Annotated in this window: 14 protein-coding genes; 7 read left to right on the top strand and 7 right to left on the bottom strand. The window is 71.3% G+C overall.

Going from position 1 to position 15,855, the window contains the following annotated elements:
- Positions 1-9 precede the first annotated feature (9 nt).
- From pgl to tkt, 6 genes are read right to left on the bottom strand one after another with little or no spacing between them, the layout of a single operon-like run.
- A complete protein-coding gene (gene pgl, locus IEY71_RS09505) occupies positions 10-780 on the bottom strand; it encodes a 6-phosphogluconolactonase (protein ID WP_189084949.1) in 771 nt (256 codons plus the stop codon).
- Positions 777-1,736, bottom strand: coding sequence for a glucose-6-phosphate dehydrogenase assembly protein OpcA (locus tag IEY71_RS09510; RefSeq protein ID WP_189084950.1), 960 nt, complete (start codon positions 1,734-1,736; stop codon positions 777-779). Before IEY71_RS09510 ends, pgl begins: the two co-directional genes overlap by 4 nt.
- Entirely contained in the window at positions 1,733-3,274 is a 1,542-nt protein-coding gene (gene zwf, locus IEY71_RS09515; protein WP_229781610.1) for a glucose-6-phosphate dehydrogenase, read from the bottom strand. The genes IEY71_RS09510 and zwf overlap by 4 nt, the downstream gene beginning before the upstream one ends.
- Before the next feature lie 17 nt (positions 3,275-3,291).
- Positions 3,292-4,896 (bottom strand): glucose-6-phosphate isomerase, encoded by a 1,605-nt coding sequence (locus tag IEY71_RS09520; RefSeq protein WP_189084951.1) that lies wholly within the window; start codon positions 4,894-4,896, stop codon positions 3,292-3,294.
- The gene (gene tal / locus IEY71_RS09525; protein ID WP_189084952.1) at positions 4,893-6,002 is read right to left on the bottom strand and encodes a transaldolase; all 1,110 of its coding nucleotides are present in this window, start codon (positions 6,000-6,002) and stop codon (positions 4,893-4,895) included. Before tal ends, IEY71_RS09520 begins: the two co-directional genes overlap by 4 nt.
- Before the next feature lie 25 nt (positions 6,003-6,027).
- Positions 6,028-8,118 (bottom strand): transketolase, encoded by a 2,091-nt coding sequence (gene tkt, locus IEY71_RS09530; protein WP_189084953.1) that lies wholly within the window; start codon positions 8,116-8,118, stop codon positions 6,028-6,030.
- A 312-nt stretch (positions 8,119-8,430) separates the two neighbouring features.
- On the opposite strand from tkt, the gene IEY71_RS09535 reads away from it, so the two are divergent.
- Entirely contained in the window at positions 8,431-9,351 is a 921-nt protein-coding gene (locus IEY71_RS09535; RefSeq protein WP_189084954.1) for a heme o synthase, read from the top strand.
- Positions 9,352-9,643: 292 nt separating this feature from the next.
- Here the strand turns inward: IEY71_RS09535 and IEY71_RS09540 are convergent, their stop codons facing one another.
- Entirely contained in the window at positions 9,644-10,576 is a 933-nt protein-coding gene (locus tag IEY71_RS09540) for a COX15/CtaA family protein (RefSeq protein WP_229781611.1), read from the bottom strand.
- A gap of 226 nt (positions 10,577-10,802) precedes the next feature.
- Here IEY71_RS09540 and sufB point away from each other — a divergent pair, with 226 nt between their 5' ends.
- The 6 genes from sufB to IEY71_RS09570 all read left to right on the top strand — a co-directional run bounded on the left by sufB (position 10,803) and on the right by IEY71_RS09570 (position 15,831).
- A complete protein-coding gene (gene sufB / locus IEY71_RS09545; RefSeq protein ID WP_189084955.1) occupies positions 10,803-12,221 on the top strand; it encodes a Fe-S cluster assembly protein SufB in 1,419 nt (472 codons plus the stop codon).
- A gap of 3 nt (positions 12,222-12,224) precedes the next feature.
- Positions 12,225-13,406: a Fe-S cluster assembly protein SufD gene (sufD, locus tag IEY71_RS09550; RefSeq protein ID WP_373292254.1), complete on the top strand. Its 1,182-nt coding sequence runs from the start codon at positions 12,225-12,227 to the stop codon at positions 13,404-13,406.
- A 1-nt stretch (position 13,407) separates the two neighbouring features.
- The gene (locus tag IEY71_RS09555) at positions 13,408-13,734 is read left to right on the top strand and encodes a non-heme iron oxygenase ferredoxin subunit (protein WP_189084956.1); all 327 of its coding nucleotides are present in this window, start codon (positions 13,408-13,410) and stop codon (positions 13,732-13,734) included.
- 68 nt (positions 13,735-13,802) lie between these two features.
- Positions 13,803-14,573 (top strand): Fe-S cluster assembly ATPase SufC, encoded by a 771-nt coding sequence (gene sufC / locus IEY71_RS09560; RefSeq protein WP_189084957.1) that lies wholly within the window; start codon positions 13,803-13,805, stop codon positions 14,571-14,573.
- 21 nt (positions 14,574-14,594) lie between these two features.
- On the top strand, positions 14,595-14,924 hold the full coding sequence (locus IEY71_RS09565; RefSeq protein ID WP_189084958.1) for a metal-sulfur cluster assembly factor: 330 nt from the start codon (positions 14,595-14,597) through the stop codon (positions 14,922-14,924).
- Positions 14,925-15,018: 94 nt separating this feature from the next.
- On the top strand, positions 15,019-15,831 hold the full coding sequence (locus tag IEY71_RS09570) for a methyltransferase domain-containing protein (protein WP_189084959.1): 813 nt from the start codon (positions 15,019-15,021) through the stop codon (positions 15,829-15,831).
- The last annotated feature ends 24 nt before the right edge of the window (positions 15,832-15,855 follow it).

Below are 15,855 nucleotides of genomic sequence, written 5' to 3' on the forward strand. Positions count from 1 at the left end.
CGGCGCCGTTCAGTACTCGGGCGCGATGAGCTGCTCCGGCACCTCGGCGGCCGCGTCGCGGTCGACGAAGAACACGGTGCGGCGGCGGCCCTTGATGCCCGCGACGGGCACCTCGTCGCGGCTCGCGCCCGCGAGCGCGAGGCCGAGGGCAGAGGCCTTGTCGGCGCCCGCGAGCACGAACCAGACGCGCTGCGAGGAGTTCAGCACCGGGCGGGTGAGGCTCAGGCGCTCGGGCGGGGGCTTCGGCGAGTTCCGCACGGCGATGACGGTGCGGTCCGTGACCTGGATACCCGAGCGGTGCGGGAACAGCGAGGCGATGTGCCCGTCCGGCCCGACGCCGAGGAAGGTGATGTCGAAGATGGGGTAGGGCTGCCCGTCGACGCCGTGCGCGGCGAGCTCGGCGGCGTAGACCTCGGCCGCGACGTCGAGCTCCAGCCCGGAGTCGGAGGCTGGGAACGGGTGCGCGTTGCCCTCGGGGAGCTCGAGCGCATCGAGGAGGGCCTCGAACGACTGCGCATCGTTGCGCTCCGCGTCGCCCGCGGGCACCCAGCGCTCGTCGCCCCACCAGAAGTGCACGCGCGTCCAGTCGATGCTCGTCCGGGCGGGCGAGGAGGCGACCGCCTCGAGCACCGCGCCGCCCATGGAGCCGCCCGTGAGGACGATGTGGGCGACCGCCTGCTCGTCGAGGATGTCGAGGAGCTTCGTCATGAACCGCGCGGCGACGGCGGCCGCGAGCGCGGGCTTGTCCGGGTGCACGAGCACCCGTCGGTCGTTGGTCATCCTCGTCCACCTTCCGTTCCGTCGGCGAGCAGCGGCAGGCCGACGGTGATCACTTCGCCGTAGAGTTCGTCCGGGTCGAGCCGGCGCAGCTCGTCGGCGAGGCAGTCGCGCAGGCTCCGTCGGGGGAGCGCGAGATCGTGCACGGGCTGTCCGGGCTGGCGCAGCGTCGCGACACCCGGGACGTCGCGGATCAGCTCGATGCCGCCGCTGGCTCGCTCGAGCTCGACTCCGTGGATGCCGTGCAGCCCGCTCTCGGCACCGGCGAGGCTGCAGCTCGTCTCGGCCTGCAGCTGGAGCTTCAGCCATGCGGCGAGCAGCGTCGTCGAGGGGGAGTCGACCGCGCCGGAGACGTGCACGCGCGTCACGGACTCGTAGGGCGGCTGATCGAGCACCGCGGCGAGCTGGGCGCGCCACAGGGTGAGCCGCGTCCACGCGAAGTCCGCGTCGCCCGGGCGGTAGCTGCGCTCCAGTGCCGCGAGGGCGGCCTGCGGGTCGGGCTGGGCCGAGGCATCCGTGATCCGTCGATGCGCGATGCGCCCGAGCGGGGCGAGCGCCGGGATCTCCGGCGCCTTGCCCGGCCACCAGGTGACGACGGGCGCGTCGGGGAGGAGCAGCGCCATCACGAGGCTCTCCTCGTCGCTCGCGACCTCGCCGAAGGCGCGGAGCACGATGACCTCGCTCGCGCCGGCGTCGCCGCCGACGCGGATCTCGGCATCCAGCCGCGGGGCGACGCCTGCCCCGTCGGCGCCCGGCTCCGAGGCGACGACGATGACGCGCATCGGGTGCTCGCGGGAGGCGTCGTTCGCCGCCTCGATGGCCTCCTCCTCGCGCCCGGCCTGGGTCGCGATGATGAGGGTCAGCACCCGGCCGAGGGCGACGACGCCGCCTTCCTCGCGGATCTTCACGAGCGCCTTCGAGACCTGGCTGGTCGTGGTGTCTGGCAGATCGACGATCATGGGCGCCTCCAGCTGCGTCCGTCGCGGGCGAGGAGGTCGTCGGCCGAACTGGGCCCCCAGGAGCCGGGGCGGTACTGCTCGGGACGGCCCTGCGTGGCCCAGAAGTGCTCGATCGGGTCGAGGATCTTCCAGGAGAGCTCGACCTCCTCCTGGCGGGGGAAGAGCGGCGGGTCGCCGAGGAGCACGTCGAGGATGAGCCGCTCGTACGCCTCCGGGCTGGCCTCGGTGAAGGCGTGCCCGTAGCCGAAGTCCATCGTCACGTCGCGCACCTGCATGCCCGCGCCCGGCACCTTCGAGCCGAAGCGGATCGTGACGCCCTCGTCGGGCTGCACGCGGATCACGAGCGCGTTCTGGCCGAGCTCCGAGGTCTGGCTGTCGGCGAACACCTGCTGCGGCGCGCGCTTGAAGACCACCGCGATCTCGGTGACGCGGCGACCGAGCCGCTTGCCGGCGCGCAGGTAGAACGGCACCCCGGCCCAGCGGCGGGTGCCGATCGTGAGCTTCATCGCCGCGTACGTCTCGGTCGTCGAGTCGGGGTTCATGCCGTCCTCGTCGAGGAAGCCGACGACCTGCTCGCCGCCCTGCCAGCCGCCCGCGTACTGGCCCCGGGCGGTGCCCGTCGCGAGATCCTCGGGCAGGCGCACCGCGGCGAGGATCTTCTCCTTCTCGGCGCGGAGGTCGGCCGCCTCGAAGGAGATCGGCTCCTCCATCGCCGTGAGCGCCAGCAGCTGCAGCAGGTGGTTCTGGATCACGTCGCGCGCCGCGCCGATGCCGTCGTAGTACCCGGCCCGGCCGCCGACGCCGATGTCCTCGGCCATCGTGATCTGCACGTGGTCGACGTAGTTCGCGTTCCAGATCGGCTCGTACAGCTGGTTCGCGAAGCGCAGCGCCAGGATGTTCTGCACCGTCTCCTTGCCCAGGTAGTGGTCGATGCGGAACACCGAGTCGGGCGGGAAGACGGAGGCGACGACATCGTTCAGCTCGCGCGCGGTCTGCAGGTCGCTGCCGAAGGGCTTCTCGATGACCACGCGGCGCCACTGGCCCTCGCGCTGCTCGGTGAGCCCGGAGCGCTTCAGCTGCTCGGTGACGAGCGGGAAGGACTTCGGCGGGATCGACAGGTAGAACGCGTGGTTGCCCATCGTGCCGCGCTCCCGGTCGAGGGACTCGACCGTCTCGCGCAGCCGGTCGAAGGCGTCGTCGTCGTCGAAGGTGCCGGTGACGAAGCGGATGCCTCGGGCCAGCTGCTGCCAGACGTCCTCGCGGAACTCCGTGCGCGCGTACTGCTTCACCGAGTCGTGCACGACCTGGGCGAAGTCCTCGTTCTCCCAGTCGCGACGGGCGAAGCCGACCAGCGCGAAGCCGGGGGGCAGGAGCCCCCGGTTCGCGAGGTCGTACACCGCGGGCATCAGCTTCTTGCGGGAGAGGTCGCCCGTCACGCCGAAGATGATGAGGCTCGAGGGGCCGGCGATGCGATTCAGCCGGTAGTCCTTCGGAGAACGCAGCGGGTTGTGGCCCGCCTCGATGAGTGCCGGTTGCACTGCGGTGGCTCCTGCCGTCAGTCGATCGCGGCGACGAGGGACGCGAGGTTCGCCGCGGGGTCGGTGAGCGTGAGCGTCAGCACCGGCCGGCCGTGCTCGGCGAGCACACTCGCGTCGCCGGAGGCCTGGGCCGCGATCAGCTCGCCGAAGGTGAACGGCCGCTCGGGGATCGCGAGATCCTCGGCGGGTCGCTGCGTGAGCTGCAGGAACACGCCCACCGCGGGGCCGCCCTTGTGGAACTGCCCGGTCGAGTGCAGGAACCGCGGACCCCAGCCGAAGGTGACCGGTCGGCCGGCCCGCGCCGCGAGCAGCTCGCGCAGCTGCGCGAGCTCGGGGTGCGCGACTCGGTCGACGTAGGCCTGGACCGAGAGGTAGCCGTCGGCCGGCAGCTCCTCGAGCAGCACCTCGATCGCGGAGGCGAGGTCGCTCGCCGCGCCGATCACCTCGGGCGTGCCGCGCACCTCGATGCCCTCGGCGACGAACGCCGCCGGGGCCGGCTCGGGCCGGGCGTCGAGGAGGCCGCGCGCCGCGATCTTCGCCGATTCGACGTCGGGCTGGTCGAAGGGGTTGATGCCGAGCAGGCGCCCCGCGACGGCCGTCGCGTACTCCCAGACGAGCAGCTGCGCGCCGAGGGTGCCGCTCACGCGGATCTCGTCGTTCTCGTCGTCGCGGAAGACGTGGGTGCCCGCGTCGTCGACGAGGCGCACGAGCTGGAGGTCGGAGAGGCCCCCCGAGAGCTCCGGCGCGCCGGGCTCGAGCACGACGGGCAGCAGGCCCGTGCCCTCCTTGCCGGTGGACTCGGCGATCAGCTGCTCGGCCCAGTCGGCGAAGCCGACGATGTGGGTGCCGTCGGCGACGATCGCGAGCTTGTCGCGGAGCGGCTGCGTCGCGGCGATCGCGGCACCGAGCACGAGACCGGGGTTCTCCTCGGTGTCGACCGCGAGGGGCAGCTCCATGGCCTCGGCCTCGTCGAGGATCTCGGCGATGTCCACGCCGGCGAGGCCGGAGGGGACGAGCCCGAACGCGGTGAGGGCGGAGTAGCGGCCGCCGACGTTGGGGTCGGCGTTGAAGACGCGGTAGCCGGCGGCGCGCGCCGACTCGTCGAGGGGCGAGCCCGGGTCGGTGACGATCACGATGCGGCCGACGGGGTCGATGCCCGCATCGCGGAACGCCTGCTCGTACACGCGTCGCTGGCTGTCGGTCTCGACCGTCGAGCCGGACTTCGACGAGACGACGAGCGCGCTCGAGGCGAGTCGGTCGGTGAGCGCCGCGCGGACCTGCCCGGGCTCGGTCGAGTCGAGCACGGTCAGCTGCACGCCGGCGGTGCGGGTGATGACCTCCGGGGCGAGCGAGGAGCCGCCCATGCCCGCGAGGACGATGTGGTCGACCCCGGCGGCGTGGAGTTCGTCGCGGAGCTCGAGGATCTCGGGGACGAGCGGGCGCGAGATCGCGACGGCCTCGGTCCAGCCGAGCCGCTTCGCGGACTCCTCCTCGGCCGCCGGGCCCCAGAGCTCGGGGTCCTGCGCCGTGATGCCGCTCGCGACGCGGTCGGCGACGAGCTGGGGGACGACGCGGCGGACGGCCTCCGCCGCCGCACCGCCGACCGAGATGCGGAAGCTCATCGTGCCGCCCCCAGCGCCTGGCCCACGGACTCGAGCAGCTCGGACCACGAGACGACGAACTTCTCGACGCCCTCGCGTTCGAGCAGCGCGGTGACGTCGTCGTAGTCGACGCCGACCTTCGCGAGCGCGTCGAGCACGGCACCGGCCTCGGCGTAGGCGCCGGTGACGGTGTCGCCGGTCACGACGCCGTGGGCGAAGGTGGCCTCGAGGGTCTTCTCGGGCATCGTGTTCACGACGCCCGGGGCGACGAGCTCGGTCACGTACAGGGTGTCGGGCAGGGCCGGGTCCTTGACGCCGGTGGAGGCCCACAGCGGACGCTGGCGGTTCGCGCCGGCGTCGAGCAGGGCTGCGGCGCGCTCGCTGGCGAACGTCTCCTCGTAGAGCTCGTACGCGAGCCGCGCGTTGGCCACGCCCGCCTTGCTCTTGAGCGCGAGCGCCTCATCGGTGCCGATGGCGACGAGCCGCTGGTCGATCTCGGTGTCGACGCGCGACACGAAGAAGGAGGCCACCGAGTGGATCGTCGAGAGGTCGTGGCCGGCGGCCTTCGCCTGCTCGAGGCCGGCGAGGTAGGCCTCCATCACGGCGCGGTAGCGGTCGAGGCTGAAGATCAGGGTCACGTTGACGCTGATGCCGGCGCCGATGGTCTCGCGGATGGCGTCGAGGCCCTCGACGGTCGCGGGGATCTTGATCATGGCGTTCGGGCGGTCGACGCGCTCCCAGAGGGTCTTCGCCTCGGCGACGGTGCCGGCCGTGTCATGGGCGAGGCCGGGGGCGACCTCGATCGACACGCGGCCGTCGAAGCCGCCGGAGCGGTCGTAGACCTCGCGGAAGACGTCGGCCGCGGCCCGGACGTCGTCGGTCGTGATCTCGAACACGGCGCGGTCGACGTCGGCGCCCGAGGCGGCGAGCGAGGCGACCTGCTCGGCGTAGCGCTCGCCCTTCGACAGGGCCCCGGCGAAGATCGTCGGGTTCGTCGTGACGCCGACGACGTTGCGCTCGGCGATCAGGCGGGCGAGGTCGCCCGTCTCGATGCGCTCGCGCGAGAGGTCGTCGAGCCAGATGCTGACGCCGGCCTCGGAGAGCGCGGCGGTGGGAGTGGTGCTCATGGGTTCGTTGCTCCTTCGTGCCCGCTCAGGCGGCGAGCGATTCCTTGGCGGCGGCGACGACGGCGTCCGTCGTGATGCCGAACTCGCGGAACAGGGTCTTGTAGTCGGCGGAGGCGCCGAAGTGCTCGATCGACACGGCGCGGCCGCGGTCGCCGAGGTAGCGCTGCCAGCTGAGCGCGAGGCCGGCCTCGACCGAGACGCGCGCGGTGACCGCGGCGGGCAGGACCTGCTCGCGGTAGGCGGCGTCCTGCTCCTCGAACCACTCGAGGCTCGGGGCGGACACGACGCGCGCGGCGATGCCCTCTGCGGCGAGCTGCTCGCGGGCCGCGACGGCCAGCTGCACCTCGGAGCCGGTGGCGATGAGGATGACGTCGGGCGTGCCCGACGCCGCCTCGGCCAGCACGTAGGCGCCCTTCGAGACGTTGGCGGCGCTCGCGAACACCTCGCCGGAGGCGTCGCCGTCGCCGCGCTCGAACACCGGGATGTTCTGGCGCGTCAGGGCGATGCCGGCGGGGCCGCCGCGGCGCTTCAGGATCTCGAGCCAGGCGTAGGACACCTCGTTGGCGTCGGCCGGGCGCACGACGTCGAGGCCCGGGATGGCCCGGAGGCTCGCGAGCTGCTCGATCGGCTGGTGCGTCGGGCCGTCCTCGCCGAGGGCGACGGAGTCGTGCGTCCAGACGAAGATCGAGGGCACCTGCATGAGGGCCGCGAGACGCACGGCGGGCCGCATGTAGTCGCTGAAGATCAGGAAGGTGCCGCCGAAGGCGCGCGTCGGGCCGTGCAGCACGATGCCGTTCAGGATGGCGCCCATGGCGTGCTCGCGGATGCCGAAGTGCAGCACGCGGCCGTAGGGGTTGCCCGCCCACTCGTGGGTGGAGTGCTCGCTCGGCACGAACGATCCGCCGCCGTTGATGGTGGTGAGGTTCGACTCCGCGAGGTCGGCCGAGCCACCCCAGAGCTCGGGGAGCTCGGCGGCGAGGGCGTTGATGACCTTGCCGGACGCGGCGCGGGTGGACACCTCGGTGCCCGCCTCGAACACCGGCAGGACCTGCTCGAGGCCCTCGGGCAGCTCGCCGGCCTCGAGCCGGTCGAGCAGCGCCTTGCGCTCCGGGTTGGCCGCCGCCCATGCGTCGTAGGAGGTCTGCCACTCGCGGTGCAGGGCCGCGCCGCGCTCGCGGGCGCCGCGGGTGCGCTCGATGACGTCCTCGGCGACGACGAAGCTCTGCTCCGGGTCGAAGCCGAGCACCTCCTTGGTGGCGGCGAGTTCGGCGGCGCCGAGCGCCGAGCCGTGGATCTTCCCGGAGTTCTGCTTGCCGGGGGAGGGCCAGCCGATGATCGTCTTCAGGATGATGAGCGAGGGCTTCGCCTGCTCGCCCTTCGCCGCCTCGATGGCTGCGTGCAGCTCGGCGACGTCCTCGACGTACTCGCCCGTCTTCTTCCAGTCGACGGTCTGCACGTGCCAGCCGTAGGACTCGTAGCGCTTCGCGACGTCCTCGGTGAAGGCGATGTTCGTGTCGTCCTCGATCGAGATCTGGTTCGAGTCGTAGATCACGACGAGGTTGCCGAGCTGCTGGTGGCCGGCGAGCGAGGAGGCCTCGCTCGTCACGCCCTCCTGCAGGTCGCCGTCGCCCGCGACGACGTAGACGAAGTGGTCGAACGGGCTCTCGCCCGCCGGCGCCTCGGGGTCGAAGAGCCCGCGCTCGTAGCGGGCCGCGTAGGCGAAGCCCACGGCGGACGCGAGGCCCTGGCCGAGGGGACCGGTCGTGATCTCGACGCCGGCGGTGTGGCCGTACTCCGGGTGGCCCGGGGTCTTCGAGCCCCAGGTGCGGAGCGCCTTCAGGTCGTCGAGCTCGAGGCCGGAGCCCTCGAGGTAGAGCTGCACGTACTGCGTGAGCGAGGAGTGGCCCGCGGAGAGGATGAAGCGGTCGCGTCCGAGCCAATCGAGGTCGGAGGGGTCGCGGCGCATCACCTTCTGGAAGAGGAGGTAGGCCGCCGGGGCGAGGCTCATCGCCGTGCCCGGGTGTCCGTTGCCGACCTTCTCCACGGCGTCGGCCGCGAGCACGCGAGCCGTGTCGACCGCGCGATCGTCGAGGGAGTCCCATTGCAGAGTTGCCACGAGGTTGCTGTTCCTTCCGGTCGTGGCGGGGTCGCGGGGAGCCGACCGGCCCCCGGGCCCGCCAGGGAATCGCTGCGGCGCGGTGGAGCCCAGACCGTCGGCCCCGACCGTCGACGACTCGTCGGCAGCTCGGCACCGCGCCATCGGGCGCGCTCTCCCTCAGTATATGGAGTGGGGGACTCGGCCGTGGCCGTTCGTGACGTCGCGGGCCCCGGCGACGCGGTGGGCCCCGCGCCGGCGCGGGGATGGCCTAGAATCGGAGGCGGCGTGCCCGCGCGCGATCACCAGCGCGGCGTCACCGGAAGAGGAGCGATGCAGGCAACAGGCGAGACCACCGAGACCCGGGCCCCGTCGACCTTCCGCCGCAAGCTCGGCGCCTACGTGGCCCTCACGAAGCCGCGCGTGATCGAGCTCCTGCTCGTCGTCACCGCGCCGACCATGATCCTCGCCCAGCAGGGCCTGCCCGATCTCTGGCTGCTCATCGCGACGCTCATCGGCGGAGCCATGAGCGCCGGCAGCGCCGGGGCCTTCAACTGCTACATCGACCGCGATATCGACCGGGTCATGAAGCGCACGCAGGGCCGCCCGCTCGTCACGGGCGAGCTGAGCGACCGCGAGGCCCTCGTCTTCGCCTACGGACTCGGCGCGGCATCCATCGTCTGGCTCTGGGCGTTCACCAACTGGCTCGCCGCGCTCCTCTCGCTCGCCGCCATCCTGCTGTACGTCGTCTTCTACAGCCTCATCCTGAAGCGCCGCACCGCGCAGAACATCGTCTGGGGCGGCATCGCGGGCTGCATGCCCGTGCTCATCGGCTGGGCCGCGGTCACCGAGGACCTCAGCTGGCCGCCGGTCATCCTGTTCCTCATCATCTTCCTGTGGACCCCGCCGCACTACTGGCCGCTGTCGATGAAGTACAAGGCGGACTACGCCGCGGCGGGCGTGCCGATGCTCGCGGTCGTGCGCGGTCGCGCGCAGGTCGGCCTCCAGGTCATCCTGTACGCCTGGGCCACGGTCGCGTGCTCGCTGCTGCTGATCCCGATCGCCGGCATGGGCCTCGTCTACTCGACCGTCGCGGTCGTCACCGGCGCCTGGTTCATCTACGAGACGCACCGCCTCTACAACCTCGCGATCCGGCACGAGCAGGTCTCCCCGATGCGCGTGTTCCACGGCTCGATCGTCTACCTGTCGCTCGTCTTCCTCGCCGTCGGCATCGACCCGCTGCTGCCCTTCTGAGCGGCGGCACGGCCCGGCGCGGGGCTCGGTGCTCCCGACGGGACGCGGCGTTGCCGAACGCCCGCCTGCGGCGCCCCGCCTTCTCCTCGATTCCCTCGCGCCGTCACCGCGGGAGGAGATCCCGGGTAGGGGAGGTGCCCGTGGCGAACTCGATCCTCCCGTGGCGCCGCACTCCTCCGGCGCCGCCGGCCTCGGGCCCGGCACCGTCGCCATTCGGGGACGTCGGGTTCCAGGCGGGGGGCGACGCCCGTCGCTCAGGCCGCGGTATCGCTGCCGCGGCCGCGGCCGCTGCTCAGGCGGCGCTGACCGCCTCGGCGCGCTCCGACTCCGCGGCGCCCTGGGCGACGGGGCGCTTCAGGTGCAGCACGACGAGGGTGAGCGCCGCCGCGGTGAGCGCGGCGAGCACCATGTGGATGCCGACGGCCAGCACCGGGAGGCCGTTGCGCGCCTGGTAGAGGCCGACGCCGACCTGCACGAGCTCGGCGGCGAGCAGCACCAGGGTCCACTTGAGCGTCGGTAGCTTGCGGATGCCGGCGACGACGGCGAGCACGACCGTCAGGGCGAGCAGCAGGTAGCCGGGCCAGGCGTGGATGTGCTCGAGGATCTCGGCCTCGAAGCCGTTGCGGCCGGCCTCCGAGTCGCCCGAGTGCGGCCCCGCCCCCGTCGTGAGCACGCCGAAGGCGATCGAGACGGCCATGACCAGGGTCGTCACGTGGGTGAGGATCGCGTACCAGCGGGGGACGGCGAGCTCGCGCGGCCCGGGCACGGCGTCGAGGCGGGCGAGGAACGCCGCGGTGATGCAGACGAGCACGAGCGAGGAGACGTAGTGGAAGCCGACGATGAACGGGTTGAGCCCGGTCCAGACGGTGATGCCGCCGACGATCGCCTGCGCGACGATGCCGCCGATGACGACGAGGGAGAGCACCCAGAGGTCGCGGCGCTCGCGGCGGAGGCGCCAGACGAGCAGCACGACGACGAGCGCGATGATGCCCACGACGCCCGTCATCAGGCGGTTCCCGAACTCGATGAGGCTGTGGTAGCTGAGCTCCTCGGTCGGCACGAGCGACCCGGGCGTGCACGTCGGCCAGGTCGGGCAGCCGAGGCCCGAGCCGGTGAGTCGCACGGCGCCGCCCGTGGCGATGATGGTCGTCTCCGCGATGAAGGACAACCAGGCGAAGATCCGCAGGCTCGTCGGGATGTGCAGGCCGGTGCTCGGGCGGTTCACGCGGAGTTCCTCATCCGGGTCGCGTGGAACGGAGCCAGTGTCGGGGCGACCCTATAGACTTGATCAGATGGCGGGCCCCGCGCGGAGAATCGCGCGCTCGGCCACTCTGCCATCTTAGGTTCGCAATGGAGCCGCCCGCACATCACCAGTCGTCGCGAACACCTCGATTCACGGCGCACGGTGAGCCGGCCTGATAGCCGGTCGCAGGGAAGGAGAAGAGGAGAGCATGACGGACGTACTGATCGACCGCCCAGAGCTCGAAGGACTCGGCGTGTACGAGTTCGGCTGGGCCGACTCGGATGCCGCTGGAGCTTCGGCCCGCCGCGGACTCTCGCAGGAGGTGGTCGCCGACATCTCGCGTCTGAAGGAAGAACCGGAGTGGATGCTCCAGCGTCGCCTCCGCGCCCTCCAGCTCTTCGACCGCAAGCCGATGCCCAGCTGGGGCGCCGACCTCTCGGAGATCGACTTCGAGAACATCAAGTACTTCGTGCGGTCCACCGAGAAGCAGGCCCAGAGCTGGGAGGACCTGCCCGAGGACATCCGCAACACCTACGAGCGCCTCGGCATCCCCGAGGCGGAGCGTCAGCGCCTCGTCGCCGGCGTCGCCGCGCAGTACGAGTCCGAGGTCGTCTACCACCAGATCCGCGAGGATCTGGAGGAGCAGGGCGTCATCTTCCTCGACACCGACACCGCGCTCAAGGAGCACCCCGAGATCTTCGAGGAGTACTTCGGCACCGTCATCCCGGCCGGTGACAACAAGTTCGCCGCGCTGAACACGGCGGTCTGGTCGGGCGGCTCGTTCGTCTACGTGCCGAAGGGCGTCCACGTCGAGATCCCGCTGCAGGCCTACTTCCGCATCAACACGGAGAACATGGGCCAGTTCGAGCGCACGCTGATCATCGCCGACGAGGACAGCTACGTGCACTACATCGAGGGCTGCACGGCGCCGATCTACAAGAGCGACTCGCTGCACTCGGCCGTCGTCGAGATCATCGTGAAGAAGAACGCCCGCGTTCGGTACACGACGATCCAGAACTGGTCGAACAACGTCTACAACCTCGTCACCAAGCGCGCCGTCGCCCACGAGGGCGCCACCATGGAGTGGATCGACGGCAACATCGGCTCCAAGGTGACGATGAAGTACCCGTCGATCTTCCTGATGGGCGAGCACGCCAAGGGCGAGACCCTCTCGGTCGCCTTCGCGGGCCCCGGCCAGCACCAGGACGCGGGCGCCAAGATGATCCACATGGCGCCGTACACGCAGTCCTCGATCGTCTCCAAGTCGATCGCCCGCGGAGGCGGCCGCGCCGGCTACCGCGGCGAGGTCCGCGTCGACGCGAACGCGCACCACGCGGCCAACACCGTGCGCTGCGACGCGCTGCTCGTCGACACCATCTCGCGCAGCGACACCTACCCGGCGATCGACATCCGCGTCGACGACGTGCAGCTCGGCCACGAGGCCACGGTCTCGAAGGTCAGCGAGGAGCAGCTCTTCTACCTGATGGCGCGAGGCATCCCCGAGGACGAGGCGATGGCCATGATCGTGCGCGGCTTCATCGAGCCCATCGCGCGCGAGCTGCCCATGGAGTACGCGATGGAACTCAACAAGCTCATCGAGATGGGCATGGAAGGATCGGTCGGCTAAGCAATGACCGTCGCAACGCAGAGCACCGCCATGCCCACCGCCGGCCAGCACGGTCTCGTCGCGCACTCGGACGGCCCCGTCGTCCCGGTGCAGACCCGTTCCGAGCGCTTCCGCTCGGTCGACGTGGCCGACTTCGCCCCCGTCACGGGCCGCGAGCACGAATGGAAGCTGTCCCCGGTCGCCGCCTTCGCCGACCTCACCTCCGGTGAGCTCGACGGGGCACGCCTCGACCTCGAGACCGCGGGCGCCGAGGGCGTCGCGGTCGAGTGGATCGCCCGCGACGATGCGCGCATCGGCACCGCGGGCACCCCCGAGGAGCGCGCCTCGGCCAACGCCTGGACGAACTTCGGCGAGGCCCTCCTCATCCGCGTCACCGGCGAGGACGAGAAGATCGCCACCGTCACCCGCACGGGCCTCGGCGCCACGCCGCGCGCCGCTCACACCGTGATCGAAGCGGCGCCCAACAGCCGCGGCCTCGTGGTGCTGGGCGGCACCGGTTCCGCCCGGCTCTCCGAGAACGTCGAGGTGATCGTCGGCGAGGGCGCGAACCTCACCGTCGTCTCGGTGCAGGAGTGGGACGACGACGCCGTGCACCTCGCAAGCCACTTCGCGCGCATCGGCCGCGACGCCAAGCTCAAGCACATCGTCGTCTCGCTCGGCGGCAAGGTCGTGCGGGTGAACCCGTCGACGCACCTCGCCGAGCAGGGCGGCGACGTCGAGGCCCTCGGGCTGTACTTCTCCGACGCGGGCCAGCACCTCGAGCAGCAGGTGTACGTGCACCACGACGCCCCGAACACCCGCAGCCGCGTCACCTACAAGGGCGCGCTGCAGGGCGAGGGCGCGCGCAGCGTGTGGATCGGCGACGTCCTCATCGGCAACGCGGCGGTCGGCACCGACAGCTACGAGCAGAACCGCAACCTCGTGCTGAGCGACGGCACCCGGGCCGACTCGATCCCGAACCTCGAGATCGAGACGGGCGACATCGCGGGCGCCGGGCACGCCTCGGCCACCGGTCGCTTCGACGACGAGCAGCTGTTCTACCTCATGGCCCGCGGCATCACGGAAGAGGAGGCGCGCCGCCTCGTCGTGCGCGGCTTCCTGACCGAGATCGTGCAGCAGATCGGCGTGGCGGAGCTCGAAGAGCGCCTCACCGCCGCCCTCGAAGCCGAACTGCAGGGCGCCTGAGATGGCCGCCGTCCGAGTCTGCGGGGTCGACGAACTCGTCGAGAACCAGGCGTCGCGCTTCGTCCTCGACGGCGTGCCGATCGCGGTGGTGAAGGACTCCGCCGGCGACGTGTTCGCCATCGGCGACACCTGCACCCACGGCGACATCTCGCTCGCCGAGGGCTTCGTGGAGGACGACACGCTCGAGTGCTGGGCCCACGGCTCGAAGTTCTCGCTGCGCACCGGCAAGCCGCTCACCCTCCCGGCCTACGAGCCGGTCCCCGTCTACCAGGTCGAGATCTCGGGCGGCGACGTCCTGATCGACCCCGCGGTCACCGTGACCGTCTGAGCGACCCGCTCAGCCCAAGCATCCAGTCGGCCGAGCGCCGAACGACGAAAGAGACCAGAAACCAGATCATGTCCGTGCTCGAGATCAAGAACCTGCACGTCAACGTCGAAACCGACCAGGGCACCCGCGAGATCCTCCGCGGCGTCGACCTCGTCATCAACGAGGGCGAGATCCACGCCATCATGGGCCCGAACGGCTCCGGCAAGTCCACCCTCGCGTACACCATCGCCGGCCACCCGAAGTACACCGTGGTCGAGGGCGAGATCCTCCTCGACGGCGAGAACGTCCTCGAGATGTCCGTCGACGAGCGGGCCCGCGCCGGCCTCTTCCTGGCCATGCAGTACCCCGTCGAGATCCCCGGCGTCACGGTGACGAACTTCCTCCGCACCGCCAAGACCGCGATCGACGGCGAGGCCCCGAGCGTGCGCCACTGGGTCAAGGACGTCCGCACCGCCATGGGCAACCTCAAGATGGACTCGGCCTTCGCCGAGCGCAACGTCAACGAGGGCTTCTCCGGCGGCGAGAAGAAGCGCAACGAGATCCTCCAGCTCGAGCTGCTGAAGCCGAAGTTCGCGGTGCTCGACGAGACCGACTCCGGCCTCGACGTCGACGCGCTGAAGATCGTCTCGGAGGGCGTGAACCGCGCGAAGGAGAACACCGGCCTCGGCATCCTCCTGATCACCCACTACACGCGCATCCTCCGCTACATCAAGCCGGACTTCGTGCACGTCTTCGTGGCCGGCAAGATCGCCGAGCAGGGCGGCCCCGAGCTCGCCGACCGCCTCGAGGAAGAGGGCTACGACCGCTACCAGGTCGCCGAGACCGCCTCGGCGGAGTAACCCGGGGCGTAGGATCTGACCATGGTCACCTCACTCGCTCCGGAGCGCTACGACGAGGTCGAAGAGGCGCTGAAGGACGTCGTCGACCCCGAGCTCGGCGTCAACATCGTCGACCTCGGCCTCATCTACGATCTCGGCTGGGACGACGAGAACGACGCGCTCGTCATCCACATGACGCTCACGAGCGCCGGCTGCCCGCTCACCGACGTGATCGAGGAGCAGACCGCGCAGGCCCTCGACGGCCACGTCGACGCCTTCCGCATCAACTGGGTGTGGATGCCGCCGTGGGGCCCCGAGCGGATCACCGACGACGGCCGCGACATGATGCGCGCGCTCGGCTTCGCGATCTGACATGAACCACCCCGGATGCCCCGGTCAGCAGCTGCTGGCCGGGGCATCCGTCGTCCGGCGTCACAGAGGGCCGAGCGCGCGTACTGTTGCCGATATGACGACCACGCCCCGCGACGCTTACACCCACGGACACCACGAGAGCGTGCTGCGCACTCACTCCTGGCGCACGGTGGAGAACTCGGCCGCGTACCTCGTGCCGCACCTCCGGCCCGGCCTCGAGGTGCTCGACGTGGGCAGCGGTCCCGGCACCATCTCGATCGACCTCGCCCGTCGGGTCGGCCCGGGCCGGGTCACCGGGGTGGATGTCTCGGCCGACGTCGTCGCCCAAGCTGCGGGCCTGGCCGAGAGCGAGGGCGTCTCGAACGTCTCCTTCGCCGTCGGCGACGCGTACGCGCTCGACTTCCCCGACGACAGCTTCGACATCGTGCATGCGCACCAGGTGCTGCAGCACCTCGGTCGACCCGTCGACGCGCTGCGGGAGTTCCGCCGGGTGCTCCGCCCGGGCGGCGTGCTCGCTGCCCGCGACGTCGACTACGGCGGGCTGATCTGGAGCCCCGACTCGGCGGGCCTCGACCGCTGGCTGGAGCTCTACGACGCGGTGCACCGCTGGAACGGCGGCGAGCCGAACGCCGGCCGCCGCCTGACCGCGTGGGCCCGCGAGGCGGGATTCTCGGGCGTCACCGGAACCGGCGCGGTGTGGGTGTTCGCCTCGGAGCTCGACCGCGAGTGGTGGGGCGGCTCCTGGGCCGTGCGCGCGACGGAGTCGAACTTCGCGGCGCACGCCATCGAGTCCGGGCACTCCAACCCGGAGGAGCTGGCGCGCATCGCCCAGGCGTGGCGCGACTGGGCCGCCGACCCCGACGGCTGGCTGCTGATGCCGCACGGCGAGATCATCGCCACGAAGTAGTGCAGGCCGGACGGCGGGGGAGAC

The organism is Agromyces mediolanus, assembly GCF_014648575.1.
Classification (GTDB): domain Bacteria; phylum Actinomycetota; class Actinomycetes; order Actinomycetales; family Microbacteriaceae; genus Agromyces; species Agromyces mediolanus.

Bases quoted from the DNA above. Each gene is read 5' to 3' on its own strand.
- IEY71_RS09570 (WP_189084959.1), top strand. From the start codon at position 15,019: ATGACGACCACGCCCCGCGACGCTTACACCCACGGACACCACGAGAGC.
- IEY71_RS09520 (WP_189084951.1), bottom strand. From the start codon at position 4,896: ATGAGCTTCCGCATCTCGGTCGGCGGTGCGGCGGCGGAGGCCGTCCGC.
- sufB (WP_189084955.1), top strand. From the start codon at position 10,803: ATGACGGACGTACTGATCGACCGCCCAGAGCTCGAAGGACTCGGCGTG.
- IEY71_RS09535 (WP_189084954.1), top strand. From the start codon at position 8,431: ATGCAGGCAACAGGCGAGACCACCGAGACCCGGGCCCCGTCGACCTTC.
- IEY71_RS09510 (WP_189084950.1), bottom strand. From the start codon at position 1,736: ATGATCGTCGATCTGCCAGACACCACGACCAGCCAGGTCTCGAAGGCG.
- pgl (WP_189084949.1), bottom strand. From the start codon at position 780: ATGACCAACGACCGACGGGTGCTCGTGCACCCGGACAAGCCCGCGCTC.
- IEY71_RS09565 (WP_189084958.1), top strand. From the start codon at position 14,595: ATGGTCACCTCACTCGCTCCGGAGCGCTACGACGAGGTCGAAGAGGCG.
- sufD (WP_373292254.1), top strand. From the start codon at position 12,225: ATGACCGTCGCAACGCAGAGCACCGCCATGCCCACCGCCGGCCAGCAC.
- tal (WP_189084952.1), bottom strand. From the start codon at position 6,002: ATGAGCACCACTCCCACCGCCGCGCTCTCCGAGGCCGGCGTCAGCATC.
- IEY71_RS09555 (WP_189084956.1), top strand. From the start codon at position 13,408: ATGGCCGCCGTCCGAGTCTGCGGGGTCGACGAACTCGTCGAGAACCAG.
- sufC (WP_189084957.1), top strand. From the start codon at position 13,803: ATGTCCGTGCTCGAGATCAAGAACCTGCACGTCAACGTCGAAACCGAC.